Raw genomic sequence first — 13,155 nt, forward strand, 5'->3', positions numbered from 1 at the left:
CCCTGATGGCCCTATTTGGGATGGCCTGATTGCGCGAAGAAGGCCTGTGCCACCGCCGCGTGCACCGCCGCCCCCGTCGCCAGGGCGTCCTCGTCGAAGACGACCCGGTTGGAGTGGAGGTCCGGGGTCTGCTCCGGAGTCCGGCCCGGTGGCCGTGCGCCGAGGAACGCCATGGTGCCGGGGACGCGTTCGAGGACGTAGCTGAAGTCCTCGGCGCCCATCACCGGATCGGCCACGTGATGGACGCGCTCCGCGCCGAGCAGGGCGGTCGCGGTCTCGGTGGCGAGCGTCGTGAAGCCCGCGTCGTTGACTAGCGGGGGATAGCCCTCGGTCAGGTCGATGTCGACCGTGGCGCCGTGCGCCGCGGCGATGTGCTCGGCGAGCCGGGCGATGCGCCCGCGCACGGTGCTGCGCGTGTCCGGGGTCAACGTGCGCAGGGTGCCCAGGAGTTCGGCGGTCTCGGGGATGATGTTGGTCGTGGTGCCGGCCTGGATCCGGGTGATCGTGAGCACCGCCGGATCGAAGACGCTCACCGTACGCGTGATCATCGTCTGCAGGGCCTGCACGATCTCGCAGGCGACCGGTATCGGGTCGAGGGCCAGGTGCGGTGCGGAGGCGTGCCCGCCACCGCCGTGCACGGTGAGGCGCACCAGGTCGGCCGACGCGAGGGCCGGGCCCGGCCGCAGACCGAGGGTGCCGCTGTCCTGCCGCGAACTGATGTGCAGGGCGAACGCCCCGTCCACAGCGGCCGGTTCGTCACCCAGTACGCCCTCGTCGATCATGTGCCGGGCCCCGCCCCCGCTCTCCTCGCCGGGCTGGAACATGAACACGACGCGCCCCGCGAGCCGCTCCCGCCGGGCCGCGAGCAGCCGGGCGGCACCGACGAGCATGGCGGTGTGCGCGTCATGCCCGCAGGCGTGCATGGCACCGGGCACCTCCGAGCTGAACTCCAGGCCGGTGTCCTCGTGTTGGGGCAGCGCGTCCATGTCGGCGCGCAGCAGGATCGTCCGCCCCGGGCGGGCACCGTCGAGGACGGCGGTGACGGATGTCAGGCCCTTGCCCTTACTGATCGCGAGCGGCAGCCCTTCGAGGGCGTCCAGCACGGTTCGCTGCGTCCGTGGCAGGTGCAGGCCCAGCTCGGGGGCCCGGTGCAGGGTGCGGCGGACGGCGACGATGCCCGGCAGCAGGCCTCGGGCGTCGGCGAGCAGGTCGTCCTGCTCCGGGGCGGGGGTGTCTGGGGTGGTCGCGGGGATGCCTGGGGTGGTCACCGTACGGCCTCCGGGGTCGGGTCGCGGCGGGCGGCGCGGACGACGCCACGGTGACAGAGAACCGGCCCCACCACCATGGCGCCGCCCGGTCCGCCCGGTCCGCCCGGTCCGCCCCCGCCTCCCGGCACGGCTCAGGGCAGCAGTGCGTGCTCGGTGAACCGGCCGCAGGCCCGGAACCCCAGGCGCTCGTAGACGGGTTCGCCGTCCGCCGAGGCCTGCAGCACCGCCGTACGCACACCCAGCTCCCGCGCCGTGTGCAGCGCGGCCAGGGTCAGGGCGCCGCCGTAGCCGCGCCGGCGCTGTCCGGCGAGGGTGCAGATGTTGTAGATCCCCGCGACGCCCGCGGAGACGAACACCTCCGCGGTGGCCACCGGGCGCCGCCCGACGTACCCCACGAGGTGGCGGGCCGCGCACCCGGCGGCCAGCGCCCCCTCGGAGGCGTACGCGAAGAAGCGCCGGACGGTGGCCGCGGGCGGGTCCCAGTTGGCGGACAACACAGCGGCGTAGTCGGCGAGTTGATCCAGTGAGCGCACCCTCTCGATGCTCAGACCCTCGACGTCGGGGCGCGGCGGGACGGCGTCGTCCGCCAGCTCGGCCCACATCGCCGTCTCGTGCTCGGACGCCGGGAGTCCGGCGTCCGCCAGCCGGGCGGACAGGTCCGCCAGGGCCGAGGCGGGGCCCACCCACCAGGAGAAGGGCCGACCGGTGGCGCGCACCCGACGCACGGTCTCGTCGATCCGCGCCCCTGCCATGTCCGGCGCGAACCGGGCGGCCGCGACGACATTGAACGTGTCGTCGGCGAGCCCGCTGTCGGCGATCAGCAGGTCATCGCCCCGGTCGACGCGCGCGCCCGGCAGCCGCTCGTGCAGATGGCAGGCGTGGTGGGCGAGGTTCTGCTCCATGGCGGCCAGCAGTGATTGCATGGACCGATCACATCACGAGGCACACTGGAAACGGCCGAACGCAGAACGCCGGACCGCCCGACCGAGGAGAGTTGATGAGCCTGTACGACATCGAGCTGCGCACCCTGGACGGCGAGCCCACGTCGCTCGCCGCCTACAAGGGCAAGGCGGTGCTCGTGGTGAACGTGGCCTCCAAGTGCGGTCTCACCCCGCAGTACGCGGGCCTGGAGCGCCTGCAACAGCAGTACGCCGAGCGCGGGTTCACCGTGCTCGGGGTGCCCTGCAACCAGTTCGGCGGGCAGGAGCCCGGCAGCGCCGAGGAGATCGCCACCTTCTGCTCTGCGACGTACGGCGCGACCTTCCCCATGCTGGAGAAGTCCGACGTCAACGGCGCCGGACGGCACCCGCTGTACGCCGCGCTGACGCAGCAGGCGGACGCGGAGGGCGAGGCCGGGGACATCCAGTGGAACTTCGAGAAGTTCCTGCTCACCCCCGCCGGTGAGGTCGCGGGCCGCTTCCGGCCGCGCACCGAGCCCGAGGCCGCCGAGCTGGTGGCCGCGATCGAGGAGAACCTGCCCGCCTGACGGAACTGCGGCACCAGCAACGGAACTGCAGCACCGGAACCGTCGTCTTCCCGGTCTGAGATGATCACGAGATTCGTACGTGCTCAAGGGTAGGGAAAATGACTGTTCTGGTGCTGTTTGCCGTCCTGGCCCTCACCGTCGCCGGCTGTGTCTGCGTGCTCTGGGCGAAGCGCGGGGGCCCTCGCTGGGTCCGTCTGGTCGCGGCCGGGACGCTCGGTGTGGCCTCGGTCGTGACGCACGTCGCGGGCGCGCTGGCGAGCAGCTCCCGCAAGAGCCGGAGCAGCAGCGGGAGCGCCGACGGCGGCGAGTAGGAGCCGGCCCGGCGACGCTCGCGGTGGCCACACCGGAGGTGTGCGGTGCGGGGGATACGCTCGCCCTGGTGGCGGGCCGACCGTGCCCGCAGGGCGAGAGGAACAGGACGAGCCGATGACGGATTTCAGCGCACTGGACGCGCTGCTGGCCTCGGTGTCCAAGGAGGAGCCGCTGCCTCCCGCCGAGGAGCGGCGCTCACTGCGTCTCGAAGCGGGGCTTTCCCAGGCCCAGTTGGCGCAGGTGCTCGGCGTGAACGCGAAGACCCTGGCGGGCTGGGAGTCGGGGCGCGAGCCCAGCGGTGAGGTGCGTACCAAGTACGCGTACCTGCTGGACGGACTGCGCGCGAAGCTGCGGCCGGAGGCGCCGGACAGCGCGGAAGGCGAAGCGGAAGAGGAAGCGGAAGCCGAAGTCGGCGGGCGGGCGGGCCAGGGCGCCGTACCGGGACCGGCCCCCGAGGGTGCGGCAGCGGCGGCGCCGTGCGTGCTGTGCGGGGAACCAGCCGTGGACCAGGTCGAGGGGTTCCCCCAGCATCTGACGTCCGACGAGTGCGCCGCCGCATCGGGCATCGCACCTGCTGGTGCTGGTGCTGGTGCTGGTGCTGGTGCTGGTGCGGGAGCTGGAGCCGGTGCTGAGCATGTCGCCGCCACGCCCGAACCCCCGAAGCAGCCCGCCCAGGCCTCGGCGGCCAGCCCGCCCCCCTCCCGCAAACGCCCCGACCAGCCCGCCCCGACCCCCTCCCGCCGCGCCTTCCAGGCCTCCTCCGACATGCCCGACCTGATCGGCGAGGCGGTCGAAGCGGCCCTGGCCAAGCACGAGGGCGAGGTGGAGGCGGCCACCGCCGCCCTGGTCAAGCGGGCGATCCCGGACGCGATGATCCTGCTCGACGCCTGCCGCAAGGGCGCCCGCTACGACATCATCGCCCACCCCCCGATGCCGGACATCGTGCGCAAGAAGTCCGCCAAGGGCCCGGACGAGATCTGGGAGGCCCGGCCCAAGTGGACCCGGCCCGAACTCCCGCCCGGCGCCCACGAGATCACCGCCCTGGACATCAACGGCGCCTACCTGTCGGCCCTCAAGACCCACCTGCCGCTCGGCGCCCTGGAGCACACGGTCGGCAACCAATTCGACCGCCGCCGCGCCGGCCTCCACCTGATCACGCCGCCCGACTGGGACCACGACGCGATCCTGCCCAACCCGATCGGCGCCCGCGACGAGCCGGGCCCGCTGTGGGTCACCGAGCCCACGTTGCGACTGCTGCAGCGCCTGGCCACGGCGAAGTACGGGCTGTGCGATGCGCCCGTGATCCACGAGTCGTACACCTCGGGCTCCACCGAGGGCCTGCTCGAGAAGTTCCGCATGACGCTGCGCGACGCCCGCGAGGGCGCCCTCGCCGAGGGCGACGACGTCACGCTGGAGTACGTGAAGGCGATGTACTCGAAGTTCGTCTCCACGATGGGGGAGTCGAACTACAACCGTGAGCTGTACCGGCCGGACTGGATGCACATCATCCGCTCCCAGGCGTTCGCCAACCTCTGGATGAAGGCGTACAAGGCATACGACGAGGGCCTCACGGTCGTACGCGCCATGGGCACCGACGAGTTGCACGTCATCGGCGACTGGCGGGCCGTGTTCCCGGAGGGCCGGGGCGTCACCGAGGTGAAGGTGAAGGACGTCTACGCCGCGGACACGGCAGGGACGGGATCCACCGCGGACGCCGAAGCGGCGGCCGGCCAGCCCTGACCGCTAGCCGCGGAACTGCCGGTACGTCAACTGCTTGACGCGCCGCAGGAACGGCATCGTGTCGACGTGCTCGACCCCTTCGAGCATCCCGAGCCGCTCGCTCAGATACTCGTACAGGTGCGCGGAGTCCCGGGTGACCACGACCGCCATCAGGTTGGACGGGCCCGTGGTCGCCGCGGCGTAGGCGATCTCCTCGTGCCGGGCGAGCGCCTCGCCCACCGTGTTCAGGAAGCGCGGCGCGGCGGTGATGCTCAGCATCGCGGAGGTGCGGAAGCCGAAGTACTCGGTATTGAACTCGACATCGATGAAGATCGCGCCCGAGCCGATCAGTTGGGCGAGCCGGCGCTTGACCGCCGACTCGGAGCGGCCCGTCGCCTTCTGCAACTCCGGATACGTGGCCCGCCCGTCCTCCTCCAGCGCGGCGACCAGCGACTCGTCCTGCGCGGCGATCACCGCGGGCCCTGCCTGAGGATGCGGCCCGGGGGAGAGCTCGGCGGCCTCGTCCTTGGTGAGGGCACCGGTCTTCGCCAACCAGCCGGACGGGCCGCCGTAGAAGCGGTGCAGCATCTGGTGGGCGCGGATCTCGACGATGTGCGGGGTACGCGGCAGCTTGCCCAGGAGCAGCTCGTCGGTGTCGTCCCGGCTTCGGGCCCGGGTGGTGCAGACCACCTCCGTGCCGCCCGAAGTCAGCCCGATCCAGGTCGTGTCGGGCCGCCGCGCCAGTGCCTCGGCGATCGTCGTCGAGCCTTCCGGGGTGCAGCGCAGCCGCAGCATCCAGTACTCGTTGCCGGGTCGCGCGGAGGCGCAGCGCACGGCCACCACCCGCAGCCCGGCCTCGCTCCGCAGCTTGCGAAAGCGCCGCGCGACGGTCTGGTCGGAGACACCGAGCACACCGGCGATCTTGCTGAAGGAGGCACGGGCATCGACCTCCAGGGCGTGCAGCAGCCTCAGGTCGAGGTCATCGAATCCGTTGGATTCCACGCCGTGGACCACCTCTCATGTCGGATTCCGTCGCTGGGGCGCTGCTGGCTGGGGAGAAGGGTCGTACGCATTCGATCGTACGGGAGTGGTCGGGCGGGCCTCGGTGGCCGGACTTCGGTGGCCGGGCCTCGGCGGGCGGCCGGGCCGTACCGACCGACGTATCGCCTTACCGACCGAGACATACGTGTCGCCGTACAGGGAGAAGACAATGCGCAAGTGGGGGCCGCTCACCGCGGTTTGCCTGGGGACATTCATGCTGCTGCTGGATGTCACGATCGTCATCGTGGCGTTGCCGGACATGGCGCACGCGCTCGGCGCGTCGCTGTCCGAGCTGCAATGGGTCATCGACGTCTATGCGCTGGCGCTTGCCGCGCTGCTGCTCGGGACCGGCGCGGCCGCCGATCTGCTGGGGCGGCGCCGGCTGCATGTGGCCGGGGTCGCGCTGTTCGCGGCGGCCTCGCTGGCGTGCGGGCTCGCCTCGTCGCCCGAGGCCCTGGTGGCCGCCCGCGCGGTCCAAGGCCTGGGCGCGGCCGGGATGTTCGCGACGACGCTGCCGCTGCTCGGCTCGGTCTACCAGGGCAAGGACCGCTCGGTGGCGCTCGGCCTGTGGGGTGCGGTCAGCGGAGCCGCAGCCGCGCTCGGCCCGGTGGTCGGCGGGCTGCTCGCCGAGGGGCCCGGCTGGCGGTGGATCTTCTTCGTCAATCTGCCGGTGAGCGTGGCCGCGATCTGGCTGACCCGGCGCACCGTGCCCGAGTCGCGGGCGCCGCGCGGCGGCCGGATCGACTGGGCGGGCACCGTGGCCTTCGCGGGCTTCGCGGGCCTGACCACGTACGCCGTGGTGCGGGCGGGCAGTGCCGGCTGGACCTCGACGCGCACCCTGACCACCTTCGCGCTCGCCGCCCTCGCGCTGCTCTGCTTCGTGCTCGTGGAGCGCCGGGCGGCCCAGCCGCTGATCGACCTTTCGCTGTTCCGTACGCCCGCCTTCGTGGGCGTGATGGCGGCCGCGCTCGCCTACAACGCCTCCGCCTTCGCCGTGCTGCCGTACACCTCGGTGTGGCTGCAGACGGTGCTCGGGATGAGCCCGGTGCACGGCGGCCTCGCGGTGCTTCCGCTGGCCGCAACGGCCTTTGTGGCGTCGGCAGTTGGTGGTCGACTGCTGCACGGCGTGCAGCCGCGCCTGAGCATCGGGGGCGGTCTGGCCCTGATCGGCGCGGGCACCCTCGCTCAGGGCGTCCTCGGTGCGGGCTCCTCGTGGACCGCGCTGCTGCCGGGCCTGGTGCTCGCGGGCGTCGGCATCGGACTGGTCGCCCCGGCCCTCGCGGGCGCCGCGCTGTCCTCGGTGCCGGCCGAGCGGGCGGGGATGGCGGGCGGCGCGATGAACACCTTCCGCCAGCTCGGCTATGCCTTCGGCGTCGCGATCTTCGGCTCGGTCCTGACCGCCCGGATGCAGGACAGCCTCACCCAGGGCCAGGCCCACGCCCTCGCGGGCGGCGGCGCCGGTGAGCTGCGGCGGGCGGGCGTCCCCGAAGACGCCCTGCGCGGCGCCTTCGCCTCCGGGCTGAACGGGGCCGCGCTCCTGGCAGGCGTGATCGGCCTGCTCGCCGCGGTGGCGGTGCTCATCCTGGTACGTCCCCGGCGCGCGGCCGAGCAGGCGAGCGAGGTGGCACGGCCCGAGGCGGCGGCGGCCACGCGATAGCGGCGCCCACGCGCCGACGGCCCCGGGCCGTGCGGGCTCAGTCGAGTTCGCGCGGCCCGTACAGCGCGGCAGAGGCCCCGGTCTGCAGCGCCCAGTAGCGGTCACCGAACGACCAATGCCACCACTCGGTCGGATAGTTGACCAATCCCGCCGAGTGCAGTGCGGCCCCCAGGATCTCCCGGTTGGCCCGTGCCCGCGTGCTGATGTTGGTGGCGCCCGTGTACACGGCGCCGGCGCTCTCCTCCGGAGTGGCGTTCATCCGGGTGCCCAGGTCCAGTTCGCGTCCCTGTGCGTCGGCGAGCGTCAGGTCGACCGCCGCGCCGGCGCTGTGCGGGGCGATCTCGGGCGGCGACACATACCGGCTGGCCTGCGCGTGCACCTGCTCGCCGGGCCAGTCGGAGTGCTCGCCGCGCAGCGTGGCCGCGTACTCCTCGAAGTACCTGCGCTGCAGGGACAGCGGCCGGTAGCCCTCGACGAACAGCAGCCGCAGCCCGTCCGGCAGTTCCGCCTCGGCCTTCACGAGGCGGTCGAGGACACCCTCCCGCAGGAAGGCGAAGGAGCCCGCCTCGTCCGCGGGCTGACGGGTGTCGACGAGCAGCGACCCCTCGGCGCGCAGATCGACGAGGGGCTCGCCGCACTCCTGGACGGGCACGGCGGCGACCCGCGCGTCGGACATCAAGATGATCTCTGTCATGAGGCCATCATGCCCATGATCAGGAGACGACCGCCTGGCGCACGCTGAACGCGTCAAGGCGCAGCGTGCAGCGCGACACGTCGTCGGGGGTCAGGTTCAGGACCTCGTCGAGGGTGCGGCCGAGCGTCACGTGGATGCAGAAGGCGATGACGTACAGCTGCCCTTCGGTCTCCTCGTCCTGCAGCGCGAACAGCAAGTTGTAGTCGTACGACGTCTCCGCGGGCTCGGCGGTGTCCGCCGCGGGGCGCGGCAGGAAGTGCGGGGCACCCACCTGGTCGCCGAGGCCGAGGAAGGCGCCGCGCAGCGCCTCGTCGGCCTTGTCCCAGAACGCGGCGTTGGCGAACGGCTGGTTGAGGGCCTGGCGTACGGCCTCGGTCAGGGTGAGGACCATGACGTGCGGCCGCGCGGTCTCCTGCAGCCCGAAGCCGGGGATGATCCGGACGAGGGTGCCGTCCGGAACACCGGTCGCGGCGGCCTGTATCCGCCCGAACGCGAAGCCGTCCGCGGCGGCCGGCGCGATCGCCTCCTGGAAGTCGGCCTCGATCAGCCTGAGTTGGTCCGCGCACTGAGCGCCCACCTCGAAGACCGTCTTGAAGCCGGCCGTCGTCGCGGCTGCCTGGTCCACCACGCTTCCTCCTGCACACATCGCCGAGGACCGGTCCGCACGGCCGGCCCGCATGATCAATCCAAAGGCGCCAGTATGCCTTTCGCGGGCAGGACCGTTGATCTCGCCCGTATGGCGATACGGCCATGCTGGGCACCATGACCGAGACCCAGGGCTGGCGGGCGGACCGGATCGGCAGTGCGCTGCGGGGTGAGAACCCCCGTGTACTGAGGCGACTTGAGGCGGGATTCGCCGTGATCGGCGACGTACAGTTCCTGCCCGGCTATGCGCTGCTGCTCGCGGACGACCCGCGGGTGGAGCGCCTTTCGGACCTGCCGAGGGCCCGGCGCCTCGCGTTCCTGGCGGACTTGGACCGCCTCGGCGAGGCGGTGGAGCGCGCCTGCCGACGGCTCGATCCGGCGTTCCTGCGGGTGAACTTGGAGATCCTCGGCAACAGGGACGGGTTTCTGCACGCCCATGTGTGGCCGCGCTACGCCTGGGAGCCCGCCGACGTGGTGCGCGGGCCCGTGTGGTGGTACCCGCAAGAGCGCTGGTCCGACGAGGAGTTCGCGCTGGGCCCGCGCCACGACGATCTGCGGGACGCGATCGGCGCCGAGCTGGACGGGCTCGGCGCGATCAGAGGGTCCGGTGGGATCTGTGGGACCGGCGAGATCGGTGGGACCGGCGCCGGGGTCAGCGGGCGCTCGGCTGCGGAGTGAGCGGGGGCTGGGCCGGTGTCGCGTACGCCCCCGTCAACGCTTCCAGGCGCTTGATCTTGCGGCGCAGGATGTACAGCGGCACGACTCCGAACACCCCGAAGGACATGTCGATCACCGACCACCAGAAGGGGATGCCGCGGATCGGCCCGCAGATCAGGGCGAGCGGGATGATGCCCGCGCACGCGATCATCCCGAACTCGACGACCCAGATGTTGCGTACGGGGTCGCGGTAGGGGCCGTAGAACGCGACCGCGATGACGAGGTGGGCGAAGGCCAGCCAGTCCGTTCCGTACAGCAGGAAGGGGTAGTCGGCGTCGGCGCTGTCGAGACCGGCGCGCACCCGCTCGATCCAGGTCTGCAGCCCCGGCAGCTGGTCGCCGATTCCGGTGGCGTTCAACAGGTCCTCGGTCCAGTGCAGTTCATGGACCAGGGGAAACGCCGTCACTCCGCTCAGTGCCAGGCACACGACGAAGAAGACCAACCAGACGCGGATACGCCGCAGGAGGGCGCGTTGCTCGCTCATGAGCTGCACATTACCCCTGTCTTGAACGTGTTCAAAAGAGGGGTCGGGGTGTGACGTCCACCGTTCGTGCGGGGCGGAAAGCGCGGACACCCCAGCGGCCCATCGCTGGGGTGTCCGTACGCCTCGACCGGTCCTTGGGCCTCGTGCGGTCCCACTTGTCCAGAGTCCTCCCGTACGAGAGGGCCGGCCGGGGCGGTCTGTCGGGCCGCTATGCGGCCGCGCTGCCCGCCTCTTCGTCCTCGGGTTCGCGGCCCGGTGTGGGCAGGTCGAACTTGGTGATGACGAAGCGGAAGACGACGTAGTAGACGGCGGCGAAGCACAGGCCGATCGGGACGATCAGCCAGGGTTTGGTGGAGAGGCTCCAGCCGAGTACGTAGTCGATCGCGCCGGCCGAGAAGCCGAAGCCGGCATGGACCCCGAGGCCCCAGGTGATCGCCATCGACAGACCCATGAGGACCGCGTGGACGACGTACAGGGCGGGGGCGATGAACAGGAACGTGAACTCGATCGGTTCCGTGATGCCGGTGATGAACGAGGTGAGCGCGAGCGAGACCATCATGCCGAGCACGGCCTTGCGGCGGTGCGGCTTGGCGCAGTGCGCGATGGCGATGGCGGCCGCGGGCAGGCCGAACATCATGATCGGGAAGAAGCCCGACATGAACTGGCCCGCGGTGGGGTCACCGGCGAAGAAGCGCGGGATCTCGCCGTGCACGATCGAGCCGTCGCCCTTGGCGAACGAGCCGACCTGCTGCTGGAAGAACGTGTTGAGGAACTGGTGCATGCCCACCGGGATCAGACCGCGGTTGAACACGCCGTAGATGCCCGAACCCAGCGAGCCGAGGCCGATCAGCCACTCGCTGAACGAGCCGAGCGCGCTGCCGACAGGCCCCCAGGCCAGACCGAACAGGACGCCGAAACAGGTGCCGATGAAGGCCATGATGATCGGGACGAGCCGGCGGCCGTTGAAGAAGCCGAGCCAGTCGACCAGCTTGGTCTTGTGGAAGCGCTGCCACACGATCGCGCTGACCAGGCCTATCAGGATGCCGCCGAGCACGCCGGGATCCTGGGGCGTGCCCTTGGGCAGTGCCTCGGTGACCGAGCCGGCCACGGGGAACGCGGTGAGTACGTTCTTGTAGACGAGGAAGCCGACCAGCGCGGCGAGCGCGGTGGATCCGTCCGCCTTCTTCGCGTAGCCGATCGCCACACCCACGCAGAACAGCAACGGCAGGTTGGCGAAGACCGCGTCACCGGCCGTGGCGAACACGGTGGCGACCTTGCCCCAGTGCAGCCCGTTCTTGCCGAACACGTCGTCCTGGCCGAGCCGCAGCAGGATCGCCGCCGCGGGCAGCACGGCAACCGGCAGCTGCAGACTGCGACCGACCTTCTGCATGCCCTGCATCAATCCGGAGCCGCGCTTCTTCCTCGCGGGGGCGGGGGCGGGGGCGCCGGCTGTCGTGGCCGTACTCATTGACTTCCTCCTGGTGGCATGGGCGCCGCCAGGGGACTGAGGGGGTGGGCGGCGTCCGGGTCGGCCTGCACCAGATGTAGACCAGACCTGAACCAGATATACGCCAATAAGTCCGAGATGAGTAGGTGGGATGTCTGCTTTTGTTAGGTGGCGGGCCAATATGGGGCGAAGGTCCGTAGGTGGGAGTGTCGCAGAGGCTTCGATTGCCGGGTCGAAAGGCCTGGAGGCGGGCAGGGGCCGATACTGGACCAGCGCATTCCTCTTTGGCTTCTCTGGCTTCCTTGGCTTGGCCGGCTTCTTCGGATGGTGAGCAGATGACCGCGACCGGTTCGCCGGACCTGCCGCGTGTGGTGCGGGACGGCTCACGGCCCGTCCATGAGCAGGCCCGCGCCGCGGTGGCGGCCGCCATCGAAAGCGGCGACTTCGCCGCCGGGGCCCGGCTGCCCTCCGAGCGCTACCTGTGCGACCGGCTCGGCGTCAGCCGGGTCACCCTGCGCAAGGCCCTGCACGTCCTGGAGTCGGAGGGCGTCGTCACGTCGGCGGAACGCGCGGGATGGCATGTCGTGCCGGACCCGTCGACGCTGGGCTACCCCGCCGAGACGTTCGAGGGGATCTCCGGACACGCGAAGGCCCAGGGCCGCACCGCGACCGCCCGGGTGCTCCTGGCCCGACTGCGGCCCGCGTCCTTCGAGGAGGCCGAACGCCTGGCGATCCAGCCGGGCGCGGAGATCTTCGAACTCGACCGCGTCGTCAGCCTCGACGGCCTGGTGGTCAGCCGCAGCCACAGCCTGGTACCGGCCCGACTCGCCCCGGGCCTGGACGAGTTGGACTTCACCTCGGCCTCCCTCTTCCAGGCACTCGCGGAGCGCGGCGCCGCGCCACGGCATGCCCGGCACGCGGTGTACGCGGCGCTGGTCACGCCTGAGGACGCGGAGTTCCTCGAACTGGGGCAGGGGGCACCGGTGTTGCACACCGATACGTTGCATTCCGATGGGCGGGGGTGGCCCTGCGATCTGAACCGGGCGGTCTACCGTGCGGACCGGTTCCGTTTCCACGCGGAATTGCCGACTGCCGGCGGGCGGGGCCGGGCTTAGGCGTACCAACGGCTCGGCGGGTGCGGGGCGATGGTACGTGGTCTCGTCAGGAGGGGCTCAGGGTGCTGCACTTGCTGCCATGGATGCTGTCCTTGTTGCGCTGATCGCTGTCCTCGGGACCTTGGGCGGATCCATCGTCACAGGAGTCCTCCAGCGCCGGCACGCCGACCGTGCTGCCGCACTCGCACGCCAGGAGCATCATCGGCAAGAACAGAAGGAGGCCATCTGCGATCTTGCGGAGGCCCTGGTCGAGCTCCGCCGCCGACAGATATGGCGTTGGTCCACCAGACGTGACTACGGAACGGGTAATGACATCTATCGCGAGGCGAAGGACGCCTGCTTCGAAGCGCGCACCCTGAGCAGATCCCGCCTCCTGCGGCTCCGGCTCGCCGGTGTTCCCGACGCCGTCGTGCGCCTGGCAACGGATGCCTTCGAGGTCTCCATCGTCATCGAAGAGGCGTCCGACACAGGAGAGTTGCATCGGAGAGGGGAGGCCTCCCGAACCGCGATGGAGTCCTTTGTGGCCGCTGCGGCGCGGCATTGCGCCGCCATGTAGTCGGTTGTGGTTCG

Annotated in this window: 14 protein-coding genes; 7 read left to right on the forward strand and 7 right to left on the reverse strand. The window is 71.2% G+C overall.

From position 1 onward, the window contains the following. Window positions 1–11: 11 nt before the first annotated feature. A complete protein-coding gene (locus OG430_RS43625; RefSeq protein WP_327358214.1) occupies window positions 12–1,268 on the reverse strand; it encodes a M20 metallopeptidase family protein in 1,257 nt (418 codons plus the stop codon). A 131-nt stretch (window positions 1,269–1,399) separates the two neighbouring features. Next, window positions 1,400–2,170, reverse strand: a complete 771-nt coding sequence (locus OG430_RS43630) for a GNAT family N-acetyltransferase (protein WP_327359464.1) — start codon at window positions 2,168–2,170, stop codon at window positions 1,400–1,402. Window positions 2,171–2,265: 95 nt separating this feature from the next. Here OG430_RS43630 and OG430_RS43635 point away from each other — a divergent pair, with 95 nt between their 5' ends. The 3 genes from OG430_RS43635 to OG430_RS43645 all read left to right on the forward strand — a co-directional run bounded on the left by OG430_RS43635 (window position 2,266) and on the right by OG430_RS43645 (window position 4,806). Next, complete coding sequence (locus OG430_RS43635) at window positions 2,266–2,754, forward strand: glutathione peroxidase (protein ID WP_327358215.1); 489 nt, start codon at window positions 2,266–2,268, stop codon at window positions 2,752–2,754. A 98-nt stretch (window positions 2,755–2,852) separates the two neighbouring features. Then, entirely contained in the window at window positions 2,853–3,065 is a 213-nt protein-coding gene (locus OG430_RS43640; RefSeq protein ID WP_327358216.1) for a hypothetical protein, read from the forward strand. A 115-nt stretch (window positions 3,066–3,180) separates the two neighbouring features. Further along, the gene (locus OG430_RS43645; RefSeq protein WP_327358217.1) at window positions 3,181–4,806 is read left to right on the forward strand and encodes a helix-turn-helix domain-containing protein; all 1,626 of its coding nucleotides are present in this window, start codon (window positions 3,181–3,183) and stop codon (window positions 4,804–4,806) included. 3 nt (window positions 4,807–4,809) lie between these two features. Here the strand turns inward: OG430_RS43645 and OG430_RS43650 are convergent, their stop codons facing one another. Next, window positions 4,810–5,787 carry an Lrp/AsnC family transcriptional regulator gene (locus OG430_RS43650; protein ID WP_327358218.1) on the reverse strand — a complete coding sequence of 326 codons (978 nt, stop codon included), beginning with the start codon at window positions 5,785–5,787 and terminating at the stop codon, window positions 4,810–4,812. A gap of 208 nt (window positions 5,788–5,995) precedes the next feature. On the opposite strand from OG430_RS43650, the gene OG430_RS43655 reads away from it, so the two are divergent. Next, the gene (locus OG430_RS43655; RefSeq protein ID WP_327358219.1) at window positions 5,996–7,483 is read left to right on the forward strand and encodes an MFS transporter; all 1,488 of its coding nucleotides are present in this window, start codon (window positions 5,996–5,998) and stop codon (window positions 7,481–7,483) included. 37 nt (window positions 7,484–7,520) lie between these two features. On the opposite strand, the gene OG430_RS43660 is transcribed toward OG430_RS43655, so the two are convergent. Together OG430_RS43660 and OG430_RS43665 are read right to left on the reverse strand one after the other, a co-directional pair. Next, the gene (locus OG430_RS43660) at window positions 7,521–8,177 is read right to left on the reverse strand and encodes a M15 family metallopeptidase (RefSeq protein ID WP_327358220.1); all 657 of its coding nucleotides are present in this window, start codon (window positions 8,175–8,177) and stop codon (window positions 7,521–7,523) included. 19 nt (window positions 8,178–8,196) lie between these two features. Beyond that, window positions 8,197–8,805 (reverse strand): Type-2Aa cytolytic delta-endotoxin, encoded by a 609-nt coding sequence (locus OG430_RS43665; protein WP_327358221.1) that lies wholly within the window; start codon window positions 8,803–8,805, stop codon window positions 8,197–8,199. Between the two features lie 134 nt (window positions 8,806–8,939). On the opposite strand from OG430_RS43665, the gene OG430_RS43670 reads away from it, so the two are divergent. Next, window positions 8,940–9,500 carry an HIT family protein gene (locus tag OG430_RS43670; RefSeq protein ID WP_327358222.1) on the forward strand — a complete coding sequence of 187 codons (561 nt, stop codon included), beginning with the start codon at window positions 8,940–8,942 and terminating at the stop codon, window positions 9,498–9,500. Here OG430_RS43670 and OG430_RS43675 read toward each other — a convergent pair. Both OG430_RS43675 and OG430_RS43680 read right to left on the reverse strand, forming a co-directional pair. Beyond that, on the reverse strand, window positions 9,475–10,023 hold the full coding sequence (locus OG430_RS43675; RefSeq protein ID WP_327358223.1) for a hypothetical protein: 549 nt from the start codon (window positions 10,021–10,023) through the stop codon (window positions 9,475–9,477). The genes OG430_RS43670 and OG430_RS43675 overlap by 26 nt on opposite strands. A 208-nt stretch (window positions 10,024–10,231) precedes the next feature. After that, a complete protein-coding gene (locus OG430_RS43680) occupies window positions 10,232–11,491 on the reverse strand; it encodes a PTS transporter subunit EIIC (RefSeq protein WP_327358224.1) in 1,260 nt (419 codons plus the stop codon). 314 nt (window positions 11,492–11,805) lie between these two features. Between OG430_RS43680 and OG430_RS43685 the strand changes: the two genes are divergently transcribed. Together OG430_RS43685 and OG430_RS43690 are read left to right on the forward strand one after the other, a co-directional pair. Beyond that, window positions 11,806–12,585, forward strand: coding sequence for a GntR family transcriptional regulator (locus OG430_RS43685; protein WP_327358225.1), 780 nt, complete (start codon window positions 11,806–11,808; stop codon window positions 12,583–12,585). Window positions 12,586–12,664: 79 nt separating this feature from the next. Beyond that, complete coding sequence (locus OG430_RS43690; protein WP_327358226.1) at window positions 12,665–13,141, forward strand: hypothetical protein; 477 nt, start codon at window positions 12,665–12,667, stop codon at window positions 13,139–13,141. The last annotated feature ends 14 nt before the right edge of the window (window positions 13,142–13,155 follow it).

The organism is Streptomyces sp. NBC_01304, from assembly GCF_035975855.1.
Taxonomy (GTDB): domain Bacteria; phylum Actinomycetota; class Actinomycetes; order Streptomycetales; family Streptomycetaceae; genus Streptomyces.